At 71.0% G+C, this 22,472-nt stretch carries 24 protein-coding genes; 14 read left to right on the forward strand and 10 right to left on the reverse strand.

Annotated features, from left to right (window positions below; translation table 11 throughout):
* Positions 1 to 14 precede the first annotated feature (14 nt).
* Both ACO0E1_RS13620 and ACO0E1_RS13625 read left to right on the forward strand, forming a co-directional pair.
* The gene (locus ACO0E1_RS13620) at positions 15 to 635 is read left to right on the forward strand and encodes a TetR/AcrR family transcriptional regulator (RefSeq protein ID WP_422874683.1); all 621 of its coding nucleotides are present in this window, start codon (positions 15 to 17) and stop codon (positions 633 to 635) included.
* Positions 632 to 2,329, forward strand: a complete 1,698-nt coding sequence (locus ACO0E1_RS13625; protein ID WP_422874684.1) for an MDR family MFS transporter — start codon at positions 632 to 634, stop codon at positions 2,327 to 2,329. Before ACO0E1_RS13620 ends, ACO0E1_RS13625 begins: the two co-directional genes overlap by 4 nt.
* Positions 2,330 to 2,582: 253 nt before the next feature.
* On the opposite strand, the gene ACO0E1_RS13630 is transcribed toward ACO0E1_RS13625, so the two are convergent.
* Positions 2,583 to 3,581 (reverse strand): LacI family DNA-binding transcriptional regulator, encoded by a 999-nt coding sequence (locus ACO0E1_RS13630; RefSeq protein ID WP_422874685.1) that lies wholly within the window; start codon positions 3,579 to 3,581, stop codon positions 2,583 to 2,585.
* A gap of 149 nt (positions 3,582 to 3,730) precedes the next feature.
* On the opposite strand from ACO0E1_RS13630, the gene uriH reads away from it, so the two are divergent.
* Genes uriH through ACO0E1_RS13650 form a run of 4 tightly spaced genes read left to right on the forward strand, consistent with a single transcriptional unit; the run spans position 3,731 to position 7,985 of the window.
* The gene (gene uriH, locus ACO0E1_RS13635) at positions 3,731 to 4,726 is read left to right on the forward strand and encodes a uridine-preferring nucleoside hydrolase UriH (RefSeq protein WP_422874686.1); all 996 of its coding nucleotides are present in this window, start codon (positions 3,731 to 3,733) and stop codon (positions 4,724 to 4,726) included.
* Positions 4,727 to 4,731: 5 nt separating this feature from the next.
* The gene (gene uriT / locus ACO0E1_RS13640) at positions 4,732 to 6,162 is read left to right on the forward strand and encodes a uridine transporter UriT (protein ID WP_422874687.1); all 1,431 of its coding nucleotides are present in this window, start codon (positions 4,732 to 4,734) and stop codon (positions 6,160 to 6,162) included.
* Positions 6,159 to 7,016: a ribokinase gene (locus tag ACO0E1_RS13645; protein WP_422874688.1), complete on the forward strand. Its 858-nt coding sequence runs from the start codon at positions 6,159 to 6,161 to the stop codon at positions 7,014 to 7,016. The genes uriT and ACO0E1_RS13645 overlap by 4 nt, the downstream gene beginning before the upstream one ends.
* 30 nt (positions 7,017 to 7,046) lie before the next feature.
* Positions 7,047 to 7,985, forward strand: coding sequence for a Ppx/GppA family phosphatase (locus tag ACO0E1_RS13650; protein WP_422874689.1), 939 nt, complete (start codon positions 7,047 to 7,049; stop codon positions 7,983 to 7,985).
* A gap of 6 nt (positions 7,986 to 7,991) precedes the next feature.
* Here ACO0E1_RS13650 and ACO0E1_RS13655 read toward each other — a convergent pair whose 3' ends face one another.
* Both ACO0E1_RS13655 and ACO0E1_RS13660 read right to left on the reverse strand, forming a co-directional pair.
* Positions 7,992 to 8,597, reverse strand: coding sequence for an antibiotic biosynthesis monooxygenase (locus ACO0E1_RS13655; RefSeq protein ID WP_422874690.1), 606 nt, complete (start codon positions 8,595 to 8,597; stop codon positions 7,992 to 7,994).
* A 25-nt stretch (positions 8,598 to 8,622) separates the two neighbouring features.
* Positions 8,623 to 9,387, reverse strand: a complete 765-nt coding sequence (locus ACO0E1_RS13660) for an SDR family NAD(P)-dependent oxidoreductase (protein ID WP_422874691.1) — start codon at positions 9,385 to 9,387, stop codon at positions 8,623 to 8,625.
* 22 nt (positions 9,388 to 9,409) lie between these two features.
* On the opposite strand from ACO0E1_RS13660, the gene ACO0E1_RS13665 reads away from it, so the two are divergent.
* Positions 9,410 to 10,132 (forward strand): SDR family oxidoreductase, encoded by a 723-nt coding sequence (locus ACO0E1_RS13665; RefSeq protein ID WP_422874692.1) that lies wholly within the window; start codon positions 9,410 to 9,412, stop codon positions 10,130 to 10,132.
* Positions 10,129 to 10,785: a FadR/GntR family transcriptional regulator gene (locus ACO0E1_RS13670; RefSeq protein WP_422874693.1), complete on the forward strand. Its 657-nt coding sequence runs from the start codon at positions 10,129 to 10,131 to the stop codon at positions 10,783 to 10,785. The genes ACO0E1_RS13665 and ACO0E1_RS13670 overlap by 4 nt, the downstream gene beginning before the upstream one ends.
* Before the next feature lie 84 nt (positions 10,786 to 10,869).
* On the opposite strand, the gene ku is transcribed toward ACO0E1_RS13670, so the two are convergent.
* Positions 10,870 to 11,808, reverse strand: coding sequence for a non-homologous end joining protein Ku (gene ku, locus ACO0E1_RS13675; protein ID WP_422874694.1), 939 nt, complete (start codon positions 11,806 to 11,808; stop codon positions 10,870 to 10,872).
* Between the two features lie 62 nt (positions 11,809 to 11,870).
* On the opposite strand from ku, the gene ACO0E1_RS13680 reads away from it, so the two are divergent.
* The 6 genes from ACO0E1_RS13680 (at position 11,871) to ACO0E1_RS13705 (ending at position 17,250) form a co-directional block, all read left to right on the forward strand.
* Positions 11,871 to 12,761: an SDR family oxidoreductase gene (locus ACO0E1_RS13680; RefSeq protein ID WP_422874695.1), complete on the forward strand. Its 891-nt coding sequence runs from the start codon at positions 11,871 to 11,873 to the stop codon at positions 12,759 to 12,761.
* Entirely contained in the window at positions 12,758 to 15,295 is a 2,538-nt protein-coding gene (locus ACO0E1_RS13685) for an ATP-dependent DNA ligase (RefSeq protein ID WP_422874696.1), read from the forward strand. Before ACO0E1_RS13680 ends, ACO0E1_RS13685 begins: the two co-directional genes overlap by 4 nt.
* A gap of 147 nt (positions 15,296 to 15,442) precedes the next feature.
* Positions 15,443 to 15,595: a hypothetical protein gene (locus ACO0E1_RS13690; RefSeq protein ID WP_422874697.1), complete on the forward strand. Its 153-nt coding sequence runs from the start codon at positions 15,443 to 15,445 to the stop codon at positions 15,593 to 15,595.
* Between the two features lie 136 nt (positions 15,596 to 15,731).
* A complete protein-coding gene (locus ACO0E1_RS13695) occupies positions 15,732 to 16,346 on the forward strand; it encodes an RNA polymerase sigma factor (protein ID WP_422874698.1) in 615 nt (204 codons plus the stop codon).
* Positions 16,343 to 16,924: a hypothetical protein gene (locus tag ACO0E1_RS13700; protein ID WP_422874699.1), complete on the forward strand. Its 582-nt coding sequence runs from the start codon at positions 16,343 to 16,345 to the stop codon at positions 16,922 to 16,924. The genes ACO0E1_RS13695 and ACO0E1_RS13700 overlap by 4 nt, the downstream gene beginning before the upstream one ends.
* Positions 16,921 to 17,250, forward strand: coding sequence for a hypothetical protein (locus ACO0E1_RS13705; RefSeq protein WP_422874700.1), 330 nt, complete (start codon positions 16,921 to 16,923; stop codon positions 17,248 to 17,250). Before ACO0E1_RS13700 ends, ACO0E1_RS13705 begins: the two co-directional genes overlap by 4 nt.
* 3 nt (positions 17,251 to 17,253) lie before the next feature.
* Here ACO0E1_RS13705 and ACO0E1_RS13710 read toward each other — a convergent pair whose 3' ends face one another.
* The 6 genes from ACO0E1_RS13710 to ACO0E1_RS13735 form a co-directional block, all read right to left on the reverse strand.
* Positions 17,254 to 17,433, reverse strand: a complete 180-nt coding sequence (locus tag ACO0E1_RS13710) for a hypothetical protein (RefSeq protein ID WP_422874701.1) — start codon at positions 17,431 to 17,433, stop codon at positions 17,254 to 17,256.
* A gap of 10 nt (positions 17,434 to 17,443) precedes the next feature.
* On the reverse strand, positions 17,444 to 18,391 hold the full coding sequence (locus ACO0E1_RS13715; RefSeq protein ID WP_422874702.1) for a sugar phosphate isomerase/epimerase family protein: 948 nt from the start codon (positions 18,389 to 18,391) through the stop codon (positions 17,444 to 17,446).
* Between the two features lie 178 nt (positions 18,392 to 18,569).
* A complete protein-coding gene (locus ACO0E1_RS13720) occupies positions 18,570 to 19,253 on the reverse strand; it encodes a fumarylacetoacetate hydrolase family protein (RefSeq protein WP_422874703.1) in 684 nt (227 codons plus the stop codon).
* 28 nt (positions 19,254 to 19,281) lie between these two features.
* Complete coding sequence (locus ACO0E1_RS13725) at positions 19,282 to 19,449, reverse strand: hypothetical protein (protein WP_422874704.1); 168 nt, start codon at positions 19,447 to 19,449, stop codon at positions 19,282 to 19,284.
* A gap of 25 nt (positions 19,450 to 19,474) precedes the next feature.
* Positions 19,475 to 19,690, reverse strand: coding sequence for a hypothetical protein (locus ACO0E1_RS13730; protein WP_422874705.1), 216 nt, complete (start codon positions 19,688 to 19,690; stop codon positions 19,475 to 19,477).
* Positions 19,691 to 19,798: 108 nt separating this feature from the next.
* The gene (locus tag ACO0E1_RS13735) at positions 19,799 to 22,198 is read right to left on the reverse strand and encodes a phosphoketolase family protein (protein ID WP_422874706.1); all 2,400 of its coding nucleotides are present in this window, start codon (positions 22,196 to 22,198) and stop codon (positions 19,799 to 19,801) included.
* Positions 22,199 to 22,472 lie beyond the last annotated feature (274 nt).

The raw sequence follows: 22,472 nt of genomic DNA on the forward strand, positions 1-22,472 counted from the left end.
GCAATTCTTGTGCGGTGAGCACAGCCGAACGCACCCGCACGCTGCGTCGACGCATGATCGTCGAGGCGCGTCGGTCGACCGTGGAGTGCGGTCTGCACGGCTTCACGATCGAGCAGCTCTGCGAGACGGTCGGGGTGTCCCGTCGGACGTTCTTCAACCACTTCGCCTCGAAGGAAGACGTCGTCCTCGGCATCGAGCTCAACGCTGACGAGAACCTGCTCGTGGCGTACGCGCGCGGGCAGGTCGTCCCGGCGACGCTCGACCCGCTGAGCTCGATCGTCGCGCTGGCGATCGAGCAGGTGCACGTCGTGGGGCTCGACCGCTCCGACGAAGCGCTCGTGCGCAAGGTCTTCGACCGAGAACCCGCACTCGTCGCCCGGTTCCTCTCGGCGACGGACGTGCAGCTCGCGAAGGTCGCCGACGCCGTGCGGGAACGCTTCGGGTGGACCGTCCCGGACGACCCTCGCGCTCGGCTCGTGACCGAGTCGGCAGCCGGGTTGCTCAAGGTCACCGCCGCCGCCTACTTCGACGACGACTTCGACGAGTCGACGGGTCCGTCCTTCGACGACCTGCTCACCACGAACCTCCGCCTCATGCGGGCGGCCATCACCACCGGACAGGAAGACACCGAATGAGCACCTCAGCGCCGCGCACCGCCAAGCGCGCACGCCCCGGGAGCGACGGGCCGCTGCTCCTCACCCAGCGTCGGATCTGGATCATCTTCTCCGCGCTGATCGCCGGCATGCTGCTGTCGAGTCTCGACCAGACGATCGTCTCGACCGCGATGCCGACCATCGTCGGTGACCTCGGCGGTGTCGCCCACCAGGCGTGGATCACGACCGGCTACCTGCTGGCATCGACCATCGTGATGCCCATCTATGGCAAGTTCGGTGACGTCATCGGTCGCCGCAACCTGTTCCTCGTCGCGATCGCGCTGTTCACGCTGGCATCGCTGGGGTGTGCGATGTCGACCGACTTCTGGCAGTTCGTGGTCTTCCGTGCCCTCCAGGGCCTCGGCGGCGGTGGCCTCATGATCCTGTCGCAGGCCATCATCGCGGACATCGTCCCGGCGTCCGAGCGCGGCAAGTACCTCGGGCCGCTCGGTGCGATCTTCGGTCTCTCCGCCGTCGGTGGCCCGCTGCTCGGCGGGTTCTTCGTCGACCACATGACCTGGCACTGGGCGTTCTGGATCAACATCCCCGTCGGCATCGCGGCGTTCTTCGTGGCCTGGTTTGCGCTGACCCTGCCGAGCAAGAAGGCGACGAAGCGCATCGACGTCCTCGGTGTCGCGCTGCTCTCCGCGACCACCGCGTGCCTGGTGTTCTTCACCGAGTTCGGCGGCAACAAGCAGCACGGGTGGGGTGCGCTCGAGACCTGGGCCTGGGGTGCCGGCTTCATCGTCGCGGCCGCGCTGTTCGTCTTCACCGAGTCCCGGGCCGAGGACCCGATCATCCCGCTGTCGTTCTTCCGGAACCGCACGTTCGTCACCGCGACGGCGATCGGCTTCGTGCTCGGTCTCGGGATGTTCGCCGCGATCGGCTTCGTCCCGACGTTCCTGCAGATGGCGTCGGGCACGTCGGCCGCCGTCTCGGGTCTGCTGATGCTGCCGATGATGGTCGGGCTGATGGGGACGTCGATCCTCTCCGGCACGCTCATCACCAAGACGGGCCGGTACCGTGCGTTCCCGATCATCGGCACGATCGTCGTCGGCATCGCGATGCTCGGTATGACGACCCTGGCCGCGGCGACCCCGATCTGGCTGATCTGCGTCTACCTGTTCGTGTTCGGTGCCGGCCTCGGCCTCATCATGCAGGTCGTCGTGCTCGTCGCGCAGAACGCCGTCCCGCCGGAGCACGTCGGCACGGCGACATCGACGAACAACTACTTCCGCGAGGTCGGCGCCTCCCTCGGTGTCGCCGTGTTCGGTGCGATCTTCACGTCCCGCCTCACCGACTCGCTGACGGACGTCTTCACGAGCGCCGGCGGGAGTGCCTCGCAGGCGGCGAGTGCGAGCGCGAGCATCGACCCGACGCAGCTCGCGAAGCTGCCCGAAGCGGTGCAGGACGGCATCGTGAACGCCTACGCCGACTCGCTGTCCCCGGTGTTCTGGTACCTGCTCCCGTTCATCGCGGTGGCTCTCGTGCTGGCCCTGTTCATCCCGCAGATGAAGCTCGCGGACGTTGCCGGCATGGTCGCCCGCGGCGAGGCAGTGGGCGGCGCCGAGGCGGACGAGCTCGAGCGCGCGCAGCGCGGTTCGGACGCGGAGCGTCCGGCCGAGTCGGTCGGCTCCGGAACGGGATCGGTCCCGACGGCGCGTCACGACGAGTAGACGCTCACCACAACGGACGGGAGGCACGGCGCCAGCTGGCACCGTGACTCCCGTCCGTTGTGGGGCGCGTTCCGGGCCGCGTGCCGGTCGACGGTGTCCGCACCCGTTGCGCGTGCAAGGGGTGACACGATCGTTGTCGTACGACAGCGAGCATGTCGTTCCGAGTCGGCAACGCTGGCCCCGCGCCGGACACGCGCCCCCCCCCCCCCCCCGCCGGACACGCGCCGCCCGCCAGCCGCGCACCACGCCCGCGTCAGCCGCCCGTACTCGCGCGCGGCACCAGGCGCGTCGGGAGCGACGGGGCCGGCGCCTCGGTGCCGTCGAGCGTCGCGAGCAGCCGGAGTGCTGCGGCACGACCGAGTTCCGCGCCGGGAAGTGCCACGCTCGTGAGCGCGGGCGCCGTGACCGAGGACGACGGCAGGTCGTCGAAGCCCGCGACGGCGAGCGTGCCCGGGACTGGGACGCCACGGGAGGCCGCGACCCGCAGCACTCCGTACGCCAGCGTGTCGGCTGCGGCCACGACTGCCGTGACCCCGGAGTCGAGCCACGCGTCGAGGACGCCGGACACCGCGGTCGTGGCGGCCTCGATCGTCAGGTCGGCGCTCGCGGGGAGGTCCGACACGGTGATGCCCGCGGTGGCACAGGCGTCCTCGAACAGGGTGCGGCGCACGGCGAAGGTCGTCGCGCGCGAGGTGCCGTCGAGGTAGCCGACGTGCCGATGCCCCGCGTCGGCGAGATGCGAGACGAGCGCGGAGACCCCGAGGGACAGGTCATAGTTGACGGCTCCTGGGCCTCCCGGCGCGTCGAGGAGCACGACGGGCACGCTCGCGGACATCGACTCGGCGGCTGCCGGGGCGTCGACGAGGATCCCCGCGGGCCGGAGCCGCTCGAAGCGCCGGACGTCGGCGTCGACGGGCTGCTCGCCGCGCTCGGTCACCGACAGGACTAGCTGGAACCGGTCGCCGATGGTGTCCCGCACGCCGCGGATGACCTCGGCGAAGAAGGGGTTCGACAGGTCGGGCGCGATGAGCACGACGAGGTCGCCGCTGCCCCGGGCGAGGGAGCTGGCGGCGTGGTCGACGACGTACCCGAGCTCCTCGACGGCATCGCGGACGCGGGTCGCGATCGGCACGGAGACGCGGCCGCGGTCCTTGCCGTTCACGACGAGCGACACCGTGGCGATGCTGGTGCCGGCGCGCTCGGCGACCATCGCGGCGGTGACGCGACGAGGGGTCCCGGAGGATGCTGGCACCCGTCGATGCTACCGACCGAGCCCTGCTCGACTTGACGTCAAGCGTTTGATGAGGTGTGATGTCAAACGCTTGACGCGGAGTGCATGGCCGCGTCGAGCCACAGCTACCGCCGGCGAGCCCGGCATCCCCGACGAAGTGGAGCGCACACGTGCCGAACGCGACCAAGCAGAAGATCATCCTCGACTGCGACCCCGGCCACGACGACGCCGTCGCCATCCTGCTGGCGCACGGCAACCCGGACATCGAGCTGCTCGCCGTGACGACCGTCGTCGGCAACCAGACGCTGCCGAAGGTCACCCGCAACGCCCTCGCGGTCGCCCGCATCGCCGGGATCACCGGCGTGCCGTTCGCCGCCGGCGCCGACCGGCCGATCCTCCGCGAGATCGAGGTCGCGCCGGACATCCACGGCGAGAGCGGCCTCGACGGGCCGATGCTGCCCGAGCCCTCGTTCGACCTGGACGAGCGGCACGCGGTCGACCTGATCATCGAGACCGTCATGGCGCACGAGCCGGGCACCGTCACCCTCGTGCCGACCGGCGGCCTGACGAACATCGCCCTCGCCGCCCGCAAGGAACCCCGCATCGTCGAGCGCGTCAAGCAGGTCGTGCTGATGGGCGGCGGCGTGCACGTCGGCAACTGGAGCCCGGTCGCCGAGTTCAACATCGTCATCGACCCCGAGGCCGCGTCGATCGTCTTCGACGCCGGCTGGGACGTCGTGATGGTCGGCCTCGACCTGACGCACCAGGCCCTGGCCACCCCCGAGGTCGCCGAGCGCATCGCCGCCGTCGGCACCGGGCCCGCGGCGTTCGTCGGGGAGCTGCTCGACTTCTTCGGCCAGACGTACAAGGACGCGCAGGGCTTCGACTCCCCGCCGGTGCACGACCCCTGCGCCGTCGCGTACGTCATCGACCCGACGATCGTGCGCGCCGTGAAGGTCCCGATCCACATCGAGACCCAGGGCACGCTGACCCTCGGCATGACCGTCGCCGACTTCCGTGCCCCCGCGCCGGAGGACTGCCGCACGAGCGCCGCGATGGAGCTCGATCACGGCCGGTTCTGGGACCTCGTCGTCGACGCCCTCGAGCGCATCGGCGAGACACCCGACACCGGCTGGACCCCCCGAACCGAGACCCAGAAGGCCTGACCCCCATGACCACCACCTCGACGAAGAAGTCGATCGGCGCCCTCACCGCCGCACTCCTCGCAGCGTGCATCGCGTTCCAGCTGAACGCGAGCATGCTCAGCCCCGCTCTCGTCACCATGGCGCGGGAGCTGCACACCGACGACGCGACGATCGGCCTCTCGCAGACGCTGTACTTCACGCTCGCCGCGCTGTTCTCGCTGTTCCTGCCCCGCCTGTCCGACATCGTCGGCCGCAAGCGCGTGCTGCTCGGCATGCTCGCCGTGATGCTCATCGGCAGCGTCGTCGCCGCACTCGCGGTGAACGTGCCGATGCTCTTCGCCGGCCGCATCATCCAGGGCGTCACCGGCCCGGTCGTCCCGATCTGCCTGCTCGTGCTCCGCAACGAGATCGCCGACCCGAAGCGCTACGGCGCCGCGCTCGGCCTCCTCACCGCGGTGAACGGCGGCATCGCCGGGATCGACTCGCTCGCCGGCGGCTGGATCGCCACGAACTTCGGCTTCCGCGGGATCTTCTGGGTCATCGCCGTCGTGACGGTCATCGCGTTGGCCCTGGTCGCCGTGTGGGGCGTGGAGTCCCACCCGTCCAAGGGCACCCGGATGGACTGGATCGGTGTCGTGCCGCTCGTGGTGAGCGTCGGTGCCCTGCTGACCGCCTTCAACGAGGCCGGCAAGCTCGGCGCCGCGAACCCGGTCCTCGTCATCGGCGGGATCGTCGTCGCGCTCGCTGCCTTCGCCGTGTTCTGGGCGGTCGAGTCGCGCGTGACGGAACCACTCGTCGAGACGCGGTTCCTGAAGCGTCGGGCGACATGGGCGCTCCTCGCGACGACGTTCCTCACGATGACCGGTGTCTTCGCCGTCGTGAACGGACTCGTCACGAGCCTCGCGCAGAACCACGACGCCGGCTTCGGGATGGAGGCGGACCTCGCCTCCCTCGTGTTCCTCACGCCGTACGCGCTCGTCGGCTGGATCGTCGGACCGTTCGCCGGACGCCTCGCCCCGACCCTCGGCTACCGGGCGATCCTGCGCGTCGGGCTCGTCGGCAGCATCGTCGCGACGCTCCTGATGGCGTTCGTCGGCGTGCACTCCCTGCCGGTGCTCATCGCCGCGACCGTGCTCATCGGCATCACCTACGCCGGCATCGCGAACATCATCCTGAACGGGCTCGGCATCGTGCTGTCGCCGGACTCGAACCCCGGGTTCCTGCCCGGCCTCAACGCGGGGGCCTTCAACCTCGGAGCCGGTGTGAGCTTCGCCGTCCTGCCCGCGTTGCAGATCGCCCTCGGGGTCGGCGGGTCCGCGGGCACCGCCGGGTACTCCGGTGGGATGCTGCTCGGTGCCGTCATCACGATCGCCGCGCTCGCGACGTCGTTCCTCATCCCGCGCCCGTCGAGCGCCGAGACGACGTCCGTCGCCCCGCAGAAGGAGACCGTCCGTTGAACACCATCGTCGTCGTCGGGTCGCTGAACGCGGACCTGGTGGTCCGCACCGAGCGCTTCCCGAAGCCCGGTGAGACCCTGCACGGTTCCGACCTCGCGATCCTGCCAGGCGGCAAGTCCGCCAACCAGGCGGTGGCTGCCGGGAGGCTCGGGGGCACGGTGCGCATGATCGGTGCGGTCGGCGACGACGGGAACGGTGCGCTGCTCCGCGACTCCGTCGCGGCTGCGGGTGCGGACACGACGCACGTCGCCGTCCGGCAGGGAACGGCGACCGGCACCGCCGTCATCACGGTCGACGCGCACGGCGAGAACACCATCGTGATCTCCGGCGGCGCGAACTCCACGCTGACGCCGGACGACGTCCCCGCCGACGCCTTCGACGGGGCCGCGGTGCTCGGGCTCTGCCTCGAGGTCTCGATCGACGTCGTCCTCGCCGCCGCCCGAGCCGCGCACGAGGCCGGCGTGACCGTCCTCACGAACCTGTCCCCGTTCGGCGACGTGCCGCGCGAGCTCCTCGACCTCACCGACGTGCTGCTGGTCAACGAGCACGAGGCGGAACTGCTCGGCGACCACGGCGTCGCCCGGTCGATCGTCACGCGGGGTGGCGACGGGTCGATCGTGCACGACGGCGACGCCGCGCCCGTCGAGGTCCCCGCGATCCCCGTCGAGGCCGTCGACACCACGGGCTGCGGCGACGCGTTCATGGGTGCGGTGGCGCTCCGACTCGCAGCAGGCGACGACCTCGCGGACGCCGCGCGGTTCGCCGCCGGTGTCGGGGCGTACGCCGCGACCGGAGCCGGGGCACAGGCGTCCTACCCGACCACGGAGCAGCTGGAGTCGTTCCTGCGGTCGTGAGACGAGCCCCCAGGCCGCTACGGTTTCCGCATGCGCGTGGGAGTCCTCGACATCGGGTCCAACACCGGTCACCTGCTGGTGGTCGACGCCCACGGCGGCGCCGCGCCGCTGCCGGCCTCGTCCTTCAAGCAGCCGCTCCGGCTCGCCGAGCACCTCGACGACCGGGGCGCCGTCACGCAGGTCGGCATCGACGCGCTGACCGGCTTCGTCGCGGAGTCGGTGCGCGTGGCCGAGGAGCGCGGCTGCGAGGACATGCTCGGGTTCGCGACCTCGGCGGTCCGTGACGCCGTGAACTCCGAGGCCGTCCTCGCCCACGTCGAGGAGCGCACCGGCGTCGAGCTCGCCGTGCTCTCCGGCTCCGACGAGGCGCGACTCACCTTCCTGGCCGTCCGCCGCTGGTTCGGCTGGTCCGCCGGACGGCTCGCGGTGTTCGACATCGGCGGCGGCTCGCTCGAGATCGCCGGCGGTGCGGATGAGGCGCCCGACGTCGCATGGTCGATGCCGATCGGTGCCGCTCGTCTGGCTCGGTCGTTCTTCGCCGCGGGCACCCCGACCGAGGACGACGTCCGCCGGATCCGCCACGAGATCCGCGTCGAGATCGCCCGGGATGCCGGCAAGCTGCTCCGCTCGGGTGCGCCGGACCGGGCGGTGGCGACCTCAAAGACCTTCCGCTCGATCGCCCGGATCTGCGGGGCCGCGCCGTCGGGAGCCGGGCCGCTGGTGCCGCGCTCGCTCGACGGGGCGACCCTCCGGGCGAAGCTGCCGTCGCTCCTGCAGATGTCCGTGGCCGAGCTCGCCACGCTCCCCGGGGTGTCCGCGAGTCGGGCGCACCAGGTGGTCCCCGGTGCGCTGGTCGCCGAGGCGTGCCTGGACATCTTCGACCTGTCGGCGCTGGAGATATGCCCGTGGGCGCTCCGCGAGGGCGTCATCCTCGAGCGGCTCGATCAGTTGTCGGTGCTCGGGGCGTAGCGCTCGCTACCGTTTCCGCGGCGGCGCCAGCAGCCACGGGCGGATCAGCTTCGTCACGAACGGCAGCACCCAGAACGTCATGATCGGCGTGAGCACCAGCGTCGTGATGAGCACCCGGGGCAGCGCCGCCAGCCCGGCGAACGACGGCACGAGCAGCCCGACGATGATCGTGAACGCCAGGTTCACCGGGAAGAACCCGAGCCAGATGCTCACCGCCTGCTTCCACCGCGGGGGAGCGCTCGACGCCGGAGTGTCTGCCGGGGCGTCGAACCAGCCCTCGATCCCGGTGCGCTTCTCGACGCGGGACTCCACGACGAGGTCTCGCCCGAGGTCGAGCCACCGCAGCCGGTCGTCGGAGTTCTCCCACGTCGCGAGCGAGTCGTGGTCGGCGAACCGGTAGAGCATGTGCCATTCGCGTGACTGTGCCCGGGAGCGCACCCATCCTGAGCCGAGGAACCCCGGGTAGCGGTTGGCGAGGTTCACGCCGGACTGCACCCAGCGGGTGACCTCGGGGATGCGGTCGGGTTCGACCAGGCGTGTGATGGACACGGTGACGGGCGGGCCTGCGGTCTCGGGTGACGACTGCAGGGCTCCTGGCTCTTGTGGAGTCATGGCACCAGTGTCCCCGACCCGTGTTTCACGCTCGTGACGGGTACGCCTTCGACGGGATCTGCGTCGCGAGCTTGCCGCCTGACACGTCGTGAAGCGTGCCGGTGATGTACCCGGCCTGGTCGCTCGCCAGGAACAGCAGCAGGTTCGACACGTCGTCCGCGGTCTCCCACCGCCGCAGCGACAGCGTGTCGAGCAGCACGTCCTGTTCCTCCTGCGGCCGCGTGGCGAAGCCGTTCATCGCTGTCGGCACCATCCCCGGCGCGTAGGCGTTCACGGTGATGCCCCACGGTCCGAGCTCCGACGCGAGCACGCGGGTGAACGACACGACGGCCGCCTTCGACGCCGCGTAGGCCGCGCTGCCGACGCTCGGGATGATCGCCGCGAACGAGGCCGCGTTGATGATCCGCCCGCGGCCGGCGCGCTGCATGACCGGCGCCACGGCCTGGCTCATCAGGAACACCCCGCCGAGGTTGACGTCCATGCACCGCTGCCAGTCGGCCCACCGCAGCTCGGCGACCGGACCGTCGACGTTGATCCCGGCGTTGTTGACGAGGACGTCGATCGTGCCGTGCCGCTCGACCACGGTGTCGACGGCTGCGCGGACGGAGTCCGGATCGGCGACGTTGCAGGTCACGGTGTCGACCGAGTCCGCCGGTGCTCCGTCCAGGAACGCCAGGTCGATCGCGACGACACGCGCTCCGTCGGCGGCGAACCGCTCGGCGATCGTGCGACCGATCCCACGACCGGCTCCGGTGATGACGACCACGCGGTCGGTGATGTCGAGTTCCATGCAATGAGCATACTATTGAGCCATGACGACGGAACGTGTGCTCTGGATCACCGGCGGCGGCAGCGGCATGGGTGCCGCCAGTGCCGAGGCCGCCGCCCGCTCCGGTTGGACCGTCGTGCTGAGCGGTCGTCGTGCAGAGCAGCTCGACGAGGTGGCCGCGGGCATCCGTGCCGACGGTGGGACTGCCCACGTCCTGCCGCTCGACGTGACCGATCCGGACGCGGTACAGGCCGCGCGGGACGCCGTCCTCGAGCAGCACGGTCGCATCGACGGACTCGTGCTCGCAGCCGGGCTCAACGCTCCCGCCCGACGGTGGGAGGACCAGACGATGGACTCCTTCCGGAACATCGTCGACACGAACCTCACCGCCGTGGCGACCGTCACGGACGCTGCCCTCCCCGCACTCCGTGAGACCGGCGGTGTCGTCGTCGTGATCTCCTCGTACGCCGGTTGGTCGTTCCAGCCTGGTGCCGGCGTGGCCTACTCCGCGAGCAAGACGGCGCTCGGGGCCCTCACGAGGTCGCTCAACCAGCAGGAAGCGCAGCACGGCGTCCGGGCGACGCACCTCTGCCCCGGCGACGTCGCGACGGACTTCCTCGCACAGCGCCCACAGGTCCCCGACGAAACTGCCCGTGCCGTCATGCTCACCCCGGAGGACATCGGCCGCACCGTCGCCTTCGTGCTCGACGCCCCCGCGCACGTCCGGGTCGACGAACTCGTCATCTCGCCGGTGTCGCAGCGGTGATCTTCGACCGGGTGCTCGACGAGCTCGGGAGCGCCATCGTCCGCGGCGAGCTGCCCGTCGGGCACGCCGACAGCGTCGAGGGCTTCGTCGCCCGCACCGGCGCCTCGCGGAGCATCGTCCGCGAGGCCACCCGTGTCCTCGTCTCCCTCGGCATGCTCAGTGCCGGCCGACGCGTCGGACTCCGGGTCCTGCCCGCCGAACAGTGGGACGTGATCGACCCCCACGTGGTCCGGTGGCGTCTCGACGGCCCCGACCGGGCGGTCGCGCTGGACGAGCTCCGTGCCCTCCGCCGTGCGGTCGAGCCCGCGGCTGCTGCGGCAGCCGCCCGTGCCGTCGCGTCCGGAACGCACGACCGATCCGACCTGGAGGCCCTGCTCGCCTCCGCCGACCGTCTCGCCTCCGCCGCCGGTGCGGCGGACCCGGCCCCGATCCTCCCGGCCGACCGTGCCTTCCACGGACGGTTGCTGGCCCTGTCCGGGAACGCGATGTTCGCGCGGCTGCAGCGCGTGGTCGAGCGGGCGCTCGAGGAGCGCGCCGACCTCGAACCGGACGCCCACGACGTGGCACTGCACCGCACGCTCGCCGACGCGGTCGCCGCCGGCGATGCCGACCTCGCCGCCGCCGCGATGCAGGAGATCGTCGACCGCACCTGATCGCCGCCCGCGTCGCACCCCCACACGGACATCGCGCCCCGTCGCGGCAGGGCGCGATGTCCGCAGCGGGCTGCGACCTGTGGGCTAGCTGGCCTTCTTCTTCGCGGCGGGCTTCTTGGCCGGGGTCTTCTTGGCCGGTGCGCGCTTGGCCGGCGCCTTCTTCGCCGGAGTCTTGTCGGCTGCGGAGTCCTTCGACGAGGAGCGCGACCCGGACGACGAGCGCGACCCGGAGCCTCCTGTCCGCTTCTTGTCCACGGACGCGCGGAGGGCGGCCATCAGGTCGATGACGTCACCGCCCTCGTCGTCGGACGACTCCTGCTCGCCGAACGTCTCGGCCGTGTCGACGTCATCGCCGGACTCGAGCTTCGCGTCGATGAGCTGCTGCAGCTCGGCCTGGTACTCGTCGGTGTAGCGCTCCGGATCGAAGTCGGTCGACATGCTCTCCACGAGCGACGACGACATCTTCAGCTCGTTGGCGCTGACCTTCACCGAGGTGTCGAGCGCCTTGAAGTCGGCGGCACGGACCTCGTCGCCCCACAGGAGTCCCTGCAGGAGCAGCACGTCGTCGTGCACGCGCAGGACGCCGAGTCGGGTCTTCTGGCGGAGCGTGAACTGCACGATCGCCAGGCGGTCGGTCTCCTCGAGCGTCCGGCGGAGCAGCACGTAGGCCTTGGGGGAGCGGGAGTCAGGCTCGAGGTAGTACGTCTTCTCGAACATCATCGGGTCGACCTGGTCGACGGGTACGAACTCCAGGACCTCGATCTCGTGCGACTGCTCCTGGGGGAGCTTCTTGAAGTCGTCGGCGGTGAGCACGACGGTCTTCTCGCCGTCGTCGTAGGCGCGCTCGATGTCGGCGAACTCGACCTCGTGTCCCAGCTCGCACACGCGCTTGTACCGGATGCGGGCCTTGTCCTCGTCGTGCACCTGGTGCAGGGACACGTCGTGGGTCTCGGTGGCGGCGTAGACCTTGATGGGCACGTTGACGAGCCCGAACGCGATGGAGCCCTTCCAGATCGACCTCATGCGCTCATGATGCCCGTGCCGAGGCTGGAGCGCCCGGAGTTCGCAGGGAGCACGATGGGCGCATGAGCCAGCTGGACAAGGACGACCCGCGGACGAAGTACGCGCGGCCGCCGTTCCCCGCGCAGACCCAGCAGGGGTCAGGGAGCGCGAGTGCGATGGACCCGCAGCCCGACAACGGGGAGACGAGCTACCTCGGCACCGGGCGGATGCCCGGCTACCGGGTGCTCGTGACGGGGGCGGACTCGGGCATCGGGCGCGCAGCCGCGATCGCGATGGCCAAGGAGGGCGCCGACGTCGCGCTGAACGCCCTCCCCGAGGAGCTCGACGACCTCACCGAGGTCCGCGACCTGATCGCCGACCTCGGCCGGAACGCCGTGATGCTCCCGGGTGACCTCACCGACGAGGCGTTCTGCGACGAACTCGTGCGGACCGCCGTCAGCGAGCTCGGCGGCCTCGACGCACTCGTCCTCGTCGCCGGGCACCAGCGCGTGCACGAGGACGTCACCGAGCAGTCGACCGAGGACTTCGACCGGACGATGAAGGTCAACGTCTACGCGATGTTCTGGCTGGTGCGTGCGGCAGTCCCGCACATGGCCCCGGGGAGCGCGATCGTCACGACGAGCTCGGTGTCGGCCTACCAGCCGCAGGACCGGATGATCGACTACGCCGCGACGAAGGCGGCGATCATCGCGTACACGAACGGGCTCGCGCGGCAGCTCGCGGCGAAGGGCATCCGCGCGAACACCGTGGTGCCCGGGCCGGTGTGGACGCCGCTGCAACCGATCAGCTACCCGGGCGACGAGATCGCGCACTACGGCGAGGGCACGCCGTTCGGCCGTCCGGCGCAGCCCGTCGAACTCGGCAGCGCGTACGTGTACCTGGCCGGGCCGGAGTCGTCGTACACGTCCGGGTCCACGCTCACGGTGGCCGGAGCGACCGGGGTCGCGCTGTGAGTCCGGTCTCCAAGAAGACCACGGTGCTCGTCGGAGACCGCCGCGTCGCGCTCACGAACCTCGACAAGGTGATGTACCCGGAGACCGGCACCACGAAGGGCCGCGTGATCGAGTACTACACGCGGGTCGCGCCGTGGATGATCCCGCACGTCAAGGACCGCCCGGTGACCAGGAAGCGCTGGGCGAACGGTGTCGACGGCAAGGTGTTCTTCGAGAAGAACCTGCCGGACTCCGCGCCCGACTGGGTCCGCCACCACACCATCGAGCACACCGAGCACGACAACGAGTACCCGATCGTGGACGACCTGCCGACGCTCGTCTGGATGGCGCAGCAGGCCGCACTCGAGCTGCACGTGCCGCAGTGGCGGTTCGGTCCCCGCGGCGGCCAGCAGAACCCCGACCGGCTGGTGCTCGACCTCGACCCCGGCGATGGGGTCGGGCTGCCGGAGTGCGTCGAGGTCGCGGTCGCCGCACGGGAGATCTTGCAGGGCATGGGCCTCGAGCCGTACCCGGTGACATCAGGGTCGAAGGGCATCCACCTGTACGCGGCCCTCGATGGGAAGGCCGCCACGAAGCACGTCTCCGAGGTCGCCCACGAACTCGCGAAGGCCCTCGAACAGGACCTCCCCGACCTGGTGCTGTCCTCGATGAGCCGGGCGGAGCGGAAGGGCAAGGTCTTCGTCGACTGGTCGCAGAACAACGGCAACAAGACGACGATCGCGCCGTACTCGCTGCGCGGCCGGTCGCAGCCGACCGTCGCGGCGCCGCGGACGTGGAAGGAACTCACCGAGAAGGGGCTGGCCCAGCTGACGCTGGACCAGGTGCTGGAACGCCTGGAGGACCGTGGCGACCCCCTGCACCCGGTCGCGGCCGCCTCGTTGGCGGTCGGGCGCGCCGACCACGGTCACTGGGACAGCGACCGGACCCAGCAGGCGAACGACGCGGAACGGAAGGAGCGGACGGGAGGCTCGGGGAACGACCGCCTGTCGGCCTACCGTGCGAAGCGGGACGCGTCGAAGACGCCGGAGCCAGTCCCGGAAGGTGCGCCGACGGTCCGGCAGGACGGCACGCCGACGTTCGTCATCCAGGAGCACCACGCCACCAGGGATCACTACGACTTCCGGCTCGAACACGACGGCGTGCTCGTCAGCTGGGCGCTGCCGAAGGGGGAGCCGACCGACCCGGGGAAGAACCACCTCGCCGTGATGACCGAGGACCACCCGCTCGAGTACGGCGGCTTCGAGGGGACGATCCCGAAGGACGAGTACGGCGGCGGGACGGTCACGATCTGGGACGACGGCACGTACGACCTGGAGAAGTGGCGCGAGGGCGAGGAGGTCATCGTCACGCTGCACGGCCGGACGAACGGCAACCGACGCCTCGCGATCCTGCACACCCGGGGCCGCGGGCGTGGCCGCGAGGGCGACGAGAAGAACTGGCTCATCCACCGCACCAAGGACCAGCCCGACCCGACGGTGGACGCGACCGGCGGGACGGAGTCGAGCCGAGCCTCGCGTACGCCGCGCGGACACGACGACGGCCGTGAGCGGATCGACGGGGCCGCCGCGTCGGAGACCGAGCCGGTGGAACGCCGGACGATGCAGGCGACCCTGGCCAAGGGCGAACCCCGGCTCGATCCGACCGAGTGGGCGTTCGAGCTGAAGTGGGACGGCGTGCGCGCCCTGGCCACCGTCCGTGACGGCGAGGTGACGCTGCGGAGCCGCAACGGCAACGACCTCACGGCGCAGTACCCGGAACTCGAGGAACTCGGCGACCGGGCGGGTGTGGACGGGGTGTTCGACGGGGAGATCGTGGCGCTCGACGAGCGTGGGCGGCCGTCCTTCCAGCTCCTGCAGAACCGGATGGGCCTGACGAAGCCGCGCGAGGTCGAGGCCGCACGGAAGGCCACGCCGGTGCGCTTCCTGCTGTTCGACGTGCTCGAGGCGGACGGGCACGAGCTGACGCGCCTGGCGTACACCAACCGACGCGAGGCGCTGTCGACGGTCGTCGACGCCGGCGGCGTCATCGAGGTGCCGCTCGCGCACGACGGTGACCTCGACCGGGCGATGCGCGACTCCCGGGAGGCCGGGCTCGAGGGGGTCGTGGCGAAGAAGCGCTCGTCGAAGTACGCCGAGGGCCGTCGGTCGGAGGCCTGGCTCAAGCTGAAGCACCATGCCACGCAGGAGGTCGTCGTCGGTGGGTGGAAGCCCGGGAACGGTCGGCGTGCCGGCGGAGTGGGCTCACTGCTGCTCGGGATCCCCGGCCCGGACGGACTGGAGTACGTCGGCAAGGTCGGGACGGGGTTCAGCGATCGAGACCTCGACGAGATCGCCGCGGTGCTCGGCCGGCTGGAACGGAAGACGCCCCCGTTCACGGACGTCCCGCGTCCGGATGCCCGCGACGCGCACTGGGTGACCCCCGAGCGCGTCGGCGAGGTCGAGTTCGCGGAGTGGACCGGGGACGGGCGGCTCCGGCAGCCGTCGTGGCGCGGCTGGCGGACCGACAAGTCGGCGGGTGACGTCGTCCGCGAGTGAGCGCGCACACGATCGGATGCGTGCGCATGGGGTCCGCTGCGGGCGAACTTCCGTCCCCCGTCGGCCCCCGTTGCGGGGGACGAAATCCTCACGATCGTTGGGAAAACGTGCCGGGCTGTTACGTTCCTCGGGACGAAGGGAGCGGCGATGAGCGCGAGCAACTACCTGCCACCGTTCACCACGGAGGAGCGCGTCGCCATGTCGGGGGATCGGCCGCCGCGAAAGCCGGTGGACCCGGCGGCGGCGACGGACCCGGAGGCGACCTACGCGGACTTCCTCGGCGACGAGGTCGACGACTGAAGACGGCCCGTGCGCCGGATCAGGGAACGCACGGGCCGCCGCAGGAGCGCCGTGACCGGTCGTTCAGGGTTGACCGGCCACGGCGCGCTCGAGACCATCAGCACGCAGGCGCCGATGGTAGGCACGTACTGAAGACGTGCCGAACCCCGAATTCGTCACGCGAGAACCGGAATCCGATCCGAGAGGCCAGACCCTGACCGAGGACACGCAGCTGGCGTCCCTGTCGGACGGGTCGCTCGTCGAACGTTCCGCGGACGGAGACGCCGCCGCGTTCGGCGTGCTCATCCGCCGGTACGGCCCGCTCATGCGTGCGTACGCCGCCCGGATCCTCGGGCACGGCGACGGTGAAGCGGACGATGCCGTGCAGGAAGCGTCGCTGCTGGCCTGGCAACGGATCGACAGCGTCGAGGAGCCGGACCGCGTGCGGACGTGGCTGTTCCGCATCGCGGCGAACAAGGCGCTCGACCGACTCCGCCGCCGCCACCCGCACCTCGACCTCGAGGCGTTGCCCGAGGCGTCGGACGACCGCCCGGTCGACGAGGTCGTCGCGACGCGCATGCAGGTGGACGCGCTGGCCGGGGTCGTCCAGAACCTCCCGGATGCGCAGCGAGCAGTGTGGGTGCTGCGCGAGATCGGAGGCGCGTCCTACGCCGAGATCGCCGAGCAGACCGGCCTGTCGGCGTCGAGCGTGCGCGGGCTGCTCGCACGTGCGCGCCGAACCGTGCTCGAGCGGATGGAGGGGTGGCGATGACCGACGACGACGTCGACGACCGGTACGGCGCCTTCACGCTCGACGAGCTCTCGGACTACCTCGACTCCGGCCGGGATCCCGTGCGGGACGACATCGAGGCGGACGCGGCTGCCCGCGCGGCGCTCGTGCGTCTCGGCGAGCTGCGAGCGGCATCGTCGGAGTTGCTCGACGCGGACGTCCGCGCTGCCGACGGCGCCGACGAGCGGTGGATCGCCGGTGTCCTCGCCTCGATCCGCACCACCGCGCACGCCGGCCGGGACATCCCGGTGCCCGACGACGACCCGTCCAGCACGCTCGTCGTGACCGAGGGGGCGATCCGTGGGGTGATCCGTGCGCTCGGTGACACGCTCCCCGGCGTCCTCGTCCGTCGGACCCGGTTCACGGGGGACCTGTCGATCCCCGGTGGACCGGTCGACGTCGAGGTCGCGATCGTGGTCGATCCCGCCGCCCCGATCCGCAGCCGTGTCGACGAGCTCCGCACGATGGTGGCCGGCGTCCTCGCGGAGCACGCGCCGTTCGAGGTGCGCTCCCTCACCGTCCGGGTCGCGGACCTGCTCGCTCCCGGGAGGAACCCGTGACCGCTGACACCCGTGCGCTCTCCCGCGCAGCGACCGAGGCCGTGCTCGCCGTCCCCGGGGTGCGGTCGGTGATCCCGCCGGGGCCGAGTCTCGCCGCGCTCGTCCGCGACGTCCGGTCGGTGCTCGACCTGCCGCGGGACGGCGGTGCTGTGCTGGTGGACGACCAGGGCGAGGTGCTCCGGGTGCGCGTCGTCGTCGCCGTCGACGCGGGGACGTCGGCCATCGGGAGCGCCAAGGCCGTACGCGACGTCGTGGTCCGACGCGTCCAGGACGTCGCCGGTCGACGGCCCACCGACGTCACCGTCCGCGTGGTCGAGATCGTCTGATCGTCAGGCCGCCGGAGCGGGGCCGTCGGACGGCTCGGCGTCGTCCGCGACCGGGAGACCCTCGTCGACGAGTTCGTCTTCGTCCGGCTCGACGACGTCGGCCGCTGCGGCCTTTGCGTCGTCGATCGCCTGCTGCGACTCGCGCAGGAGTGATTCGTCCGCCTGGGGTGCCTGATCGCTCATGCCGACGACGTTACGCGGGCGTCCCTGAACCGGTCTCCCGACGCGGACGGTGCTGCGGCTCGTAGTCGACCGCCGAGGTCGGGGCGGGCGACGTCGGCATCGCGGGCGCCGCCGGAGCGCCGTACGCATCGGCGGCGTCCAGCACCGCTCGGGTGGCCGCCGCAGCCGTCCGCAGTGCGTCGGCGATGGGGAGCGCTCGGTGCGCAGGGGTCCTGACCTCGACACCCCACGGTTCGTCGTACCCGAGCTCCCGAGCGACACGGATGAACCCGGGGATGTCCCATGCGCCGGCGCCCGGGAGGTACCGGCCGTCCCGCGACTCGTCCGCCAGCGTCATGCCGCTCGGGGTGGAGAGCAGCCCGTCGCTGAGTTCCACTGCGGCCAGGGTCGACGGGGCGATGCCCTGCCGGATCGACGCGAGCGTGGAGCCACCGCGCAGCGCGTGCATCGCGTCGAGCAACAGGCCGCCGTTCTGGTGACCGGCGGCCGCGACGAAGCGGGATGCGCGCTCGACCGTCGGCAGGTTGGACCACGGTTCGGGTTCGAGCACGAGTTGCGCGCCGACGCTCTCGGCCTGGGTCGCGAGCACCACCCAGCCGTCGAGCATCGCGGCGGGGGAGACGCCGGGGAGTGTGACATCGGCGCGTGCGATCACCTGCCACGCGCGGAGGGACGCTGCCGCCTCGAGGAGGACCCCGCGGTCGGCGTCCTCGCCGGTGGTGCGGCTCGGACACGTCCACCAGTTGCCGAGCGTGCCGAGCTGGATCCACACGATGCCGGCGTCGTCGAGCATGCGTCGGAGCGAGCCGAAGCCGATGGTGGCGCGGACCTCGTGCAGGTCGTCCAGTGCGAGTGAGATGCCGGCGAACCCGGCGTCACCGACCGCACGGACCCGTTCGTCGATGGGCTCGTCGCCGTCCCACGTCCAGGACGTCGCGAGCAGGTCGTGTTCCAGCACGTCGGCACCTACCGTCTCCGGGCGCGCGGTGGCCGTCCTGACCGTGCTCGGTCCCGCTGTCCCTGTCAATGAGAACCACGACGCCGGTTCCCGTACACGGCGTCACCGACACTGATACGCTCCGCGGCTCCGAGTGCTCCCAGGTCACCGTGACACGCAGGAAACGTGACCGTCGTCGTCAGACGATGCGGGTCGACACCGTCCCCACGCCGTCGATCGTCCCGTGGAGCACGGCGCCGCGGTCGATCGGACCGACGCCGTCCGGGGTGCCCGTCATCACGAGGTCGCCCGGCGCGAGTGCCACGAACCGGGAGAGCGTCGCGACGACCTCGGCGACGGACCAGATCTGGTCGGCGAGGTCGCCGCGCTGCCGGGGCGCCCCGTCGACGTCGAGTGCGATCGAGCCGCGGGTCGGGTCCACCGTCGCTGCCGGGACGAGCACGCCGATCGGGGCGGATGCGTCGAACCCCTTCGCGAGGTCCCACGGGCGCGCGAGTCGTTTCGCCGCTGCCTGGAGGTCGCGCCGGGTCAGGTCGAGCCCGACGGCGTAGCCCCAGACGTGGTCGAGCGCGGACTCGACGGGGATGTCCGTCCCGCCGACGCCGATGGCTGCCACGAGTTCGACCTCGTGCTCCAGCTGCCCGGTCATCGTCGGGTACGGCGTGTTCGCGCCGTCGACCACGATCGCGTCGGCTGGCTTCGTGAAGAAGAACGGCGGCTCGCGGTCCGGATCGTGGCCCATCTCGCGGGCGTGCGCGGCGTAGTTCCGTCCGACGCAGAAGACCCGCCGCACCGGGAAGCGCTCGCCGGTGGACGTCGGGACGGTGGGGACGGACGGGGCCGGGATCACGAGGTCGGACACCCGTCCAGCGTGCCACGCCGCCCGGCCGTCAGTCGGCGAACGACGCCTCGTCCTTGAGCTTGCGTGCCCGAGCCCGCTCCTGTCGCTCCCGCCATTCGGCACGCAGTTCCGCGAGTTCGACGTCGCGGCCCTTCGCGCGCATGAGCGGTCCGTAGTGCGGATCATCCAGGAGATCGGGAATGCAGATCTCCGCCATGTCCAGGCGACGCTTGAACTGTCGGTCAGTCAGTTTCGAGATCATCGAAGTCCTCCAGGACCGTGTCGGGGATGTGCGCGCGGACTGCGTCGAACATCCACTTGTCGTCAGGAGCCGTCCAGCCGCGTGTCGACAGTGCGGTCGCCATGATTGCGGCCGCCGTCTGGTCGTGGTCGTCGGCGGACACCGCCCGGTCGACGACCCACGACCAACGCTTCCACCACTGGTCGCGGTGTGCCAAGAAGTCCGTATTTCGCCGGAGTGCCCGCCCTTCGCGCACCGTCAGACGACCTGACGGCCAACCTGTGGACGGTGATGCGTGCCTCCCGGCCTGTGCAGGAGGGACCCGTCAGTCGTCGTCCTGCGGCCACCCCGAGAAGTGCCAGTCGGCGACGGACGAGTGGTCCTCGCCGTTCGTGTAGGCGTAGGCGCGAGCCGCGTCCCGAGCCTCGGTCAGCCGCGCGAGCAGCGGCCCGAACCGGTCGGACCCGTCCGCCACCCGCGTCAGCGCGTCGTGTGCGAGCGCGAACCGGTCCATCTGGTTCCGGATCAGCATGTCGAACGGGGACGTCGTGGTGCCCTGCTCCAGGAAGCCGTGCACGTGCAAGTCGTCGTGCCCGTGTCGGCGGTAGGTGAGCTGGTGCACGAGCGCCGGGTACCCGTGGAACGCGAACACCGCGGGCGTGCCGGGGAGGAGGAGCTCGTCGTAGCGTTCGTCCGACAGAGCGTGCGTGTGCTTCCGCGGATCCCCGAGCGACAGCAGGTCGACGACGTTCACGACCCGCACCCCGACGTCGGGGGCGTGCTGGCGGATGAGGTCGGCTGCGGCGACGGTCTCCACGGTCGGGACGTCACCGGCCGAGACGAGCACGACGTCCGCGTGCCCGATCGTGTCCTCGGTCCCGGCCCAGTCCCAGACGCCCGACCCGGCGGCGGCGTGCGCGACGGCGTCGTCGATCGACAGGAACACCGGCTCCTGGTGCTTGCCCGCGACGATGACCTCGATGCGGTCGGTCGTCTCCATCGCGTGCGAGGCGACGGCGAGCAGGGTGTTGGCGTCGGCGGGGAGCTTGATCCGGACCAGGTCCTGCTGCTTCGACGCGACGACGTCGAGGAACCCGGGGTCCTGGTGCGAGAACCCGTTGTGGTCCTGGCGCCAGACGTGCGACGACAGCAGGATCGTGAGGTTCGACACCGGCGCGCGCCAGTCGATCTCCGCCGAGGACTCCAGCCACTTCGTGTACTGCCCGGCCATCGAGTCGATGATGTGGGCGAACGCCTCGTACGTGTTCAGGATGCCGTGCCGCCCGGACAGGACGTAGCCCTCGAGCATCCCCTCGAGCAGGTGCTCGGACAGGATCTCGATGACCCGGCCGGTGGGGGCGAGGTGTTCGTCGTCCGGACCGTTGCCGGCACGCCAGACACGGTTCGTCACGTCGAAGACGGCATCGAGCTTGTTCGAGATCGTCTCGTCCGGCCCGAACAGGCGGAACGACGAGGGGTTCCGCGCCGTCAGGGCCGCGACCCACGGACCGAGGGTGCCGGTGGAAGACGCCGAGGACCCGGCTGGCACCCCGAAGTCGGTCACGGACGGCCGGTCGAGTGCGGTCCGGATACGCCCGCCGTTCGCGTGCGGGGTGGCGCTCATCCGCAGGTCGCCGGACGGACGGATCGCCTCGAGCAGTCCGATGCCGTCGCCGTCTTCGGAGAGCAGCTCGTCGGGACGGTAGGACTCCATCCACTCCTGGAGCTGCGCCCGGTGCCCGTCGTCGGTGCGGACGGCGGACAGCGGGACCTGGTGCGCGCGGAAGGTGCCCTCGACCTTCTGACCGTCGACCTCCTTCGGCCCGGTCCACCCCTTCGGCGTCCGGAGGATGATCATCGGCCAGCGCGGTCGGAGGTCCGCAGCACCGGCCATCTCGCCGGCCGCCGCGCGTGCGGCCTGCCCGCGCGCAGCGGCCTGGATGTCGTCGATCGTCGCGAGTGCCCGGCGCAGTGCCCCGTCGAACAGGGCGTGCACCGCGAACGGGTCGTCCTCGACGCGGGCGGAGTCCACGACGATCGGGTCGTACCCGAGCCCGCGGAAGTACGCCGTCAGGTCCTCGCCGGGGATGCGGGCGAGGACCGTCGGGTTCGCGATCTTCCATCCGTTGAGGTTGAGGATCGGCAGCACGGCACCGTCGGCGACCGGGTCGATGAACGTGTGCGCCTGCCAGGACCCGGCGAGCGGACCGGTCTCCGCCTCGCCGTCGCCGACCACGCACGTGACGACGAGGTCCGGGTTGTCGAGGGCTGCTCCGTACGCGTGCGCCAGGGAGTAGCCGAGCTCGCCGCCCTCGTTGATCGACCCGGGGGTCTCCGGCGCGGCGTGCGACGGGATGCCGCCGGGGAACGAGAACTGCCGGAAGAACTGCTGCAGCGTCGTGCCCGGGTACAGCTCCTGCCAGGTGCCGTCGAGCCAGGCGTTCGCGTTCATCGCGGGTCCGCCGTGCCCGGGGCCGCACACGTAGAGCATCTGCCGGTCCAACGACGCGATGAGCGCGTTGCAGTGCGCGTAGACCAGGTTGAGCGCCGGCGAGGTGCCCCAGTGTCCGAGCAGGCGTGGCTTGACGTCCTTCGGCTCGATCGGACGGGACAGCAGCGGGTTGTCCATGAGGTAGATCTGCCCCACGGTCAGGTAGTTCGCGGCCCGCCACCACGCGTCGATCGCCCGGATGCGTTCCGTGCTCTGCAGCTGCTCTGTCGCCATTCCTCCACGGTACGGACCGCCCGTCGAAAGGGCTCCAGAAACTCGTCCAATCCGATCCCGGAGGGGTGCCGAATCATCTGCACAGGGCAAATGCCCAGGGCGCTCTCCGGTCAAGTTCGGCCGGCGATCTGAATACACACAGCCGGCGTACGCACAGGAGCGTGCCGGAGGAGCCCACCACAGCAAAGGATCAACCCTCATGCGCAAGTCCCTCAAGACCACCATCACCCTCGCCACGACGGGTGCCCTCGTCCTCGGCGGTGCCGCGTTCGGT

The organism is Curtobacterium guangdongense, from assembly GCF_049341845.1.
Classification (GTDB): Bacteria; Actinomycetota; Actinomycetes; order Actinomycetales; family Microbacteriaceae; genus Curtobacterium; species Curtobacterium guangdongense.

Bases quoted from the DNA above. Each gene is read 5' to 3' on its own strand.
- ACO0E1_RS13625 (WP_422874684.1), top strand. From the start codon at position 632: ATGAGCACCTCAGCGCCGCGCACCGCCAAGCGCGCACGCCCCGGGAGC.
- uriT (WP_422874687.1), top strand. From the start codon at position 4,732: ATGACCACCACCTCGACGAAGAAGTCGATCGGCGCCCTCACCGCCGCA.
- ACO0E1_RS13650 (WP_422874689.1), top strand. From the start codon at position 7,047: ATGCGCGTGGGAGTCCTCGACATCGGGTCCAACACCGGTCACCTGCTG.
- ACO0E1_RS13655 (WP_422874690.1), bottom strand. From the start codon at position 8,597: ATGACTCCACAAGAGCCAGGAGCCCTGCAGTCGTCACCCGAGACCGCA.
- ACO0E1_RS13660 (WP_422874691.1), bottom strand. From the start codon at position 9,387: ATGGAACTCGACATCACCGACCGCGTGGTCGTCATCACCGGAGCCGGT.
- ACO0E1_RS13665 (WP_422874692.1), top strand. From the start codon at position 9,410: ATGACGACGGAACGTGTGCTCTGGATCACCGGCGGCGGCAGCGGCATG.
- ku (WP_422874694.1), bottom strand. From the start codon at position 11,808: ATGAGGTCGATCTGGAAGGGCTCCATCGCGTTCGGGCTCGTCAACGTG.
- ACO0E1_RS13680 (WP_422874695.1), top strand. From the start codon at position 11,871: ATGAGCCAGCTGGACAAGGACGACCCGCGGACGAAGTACGCGCGGCCG.
- ACO0E1_RS13690 (WP_422874697.1), top strand. From the start codon at position 15,443: ATGAGCGCGAGCAACTACCTGCCACCGTTCACCACGGAGGAGCGCGTC.
- ACO0E1_RS13700 (WP_422874699.1), top strand. From the start codon at position 16,343: ATGACCGACGACGACGTCGACGACCGGTACGGCGCCTTCACGCTCGAC.
- ACO0E1_RS13710 (WP_422874701.1), bottom strand. From the start codon at position 17,433: ATGAGCGATCAGGCACCCCAGGCGGACGAATCACTCCTGCGCGAGTCG.
- ACO0E1_RS13725 (WP_422874704.1), bottom strand. From the start codon at position 19,449: ATGGCGGAGATCTGCATTCCCGATCTCCTGGATGATCCGCACTACGGA.
- ACO0E1_RS13735 (WP_422874706.1), bottom strand. From the start codon at position 22,198: ATGGCGACAGAGCAGCTGCAGAGCACGGAACGCATCCGGGCGATCGAC.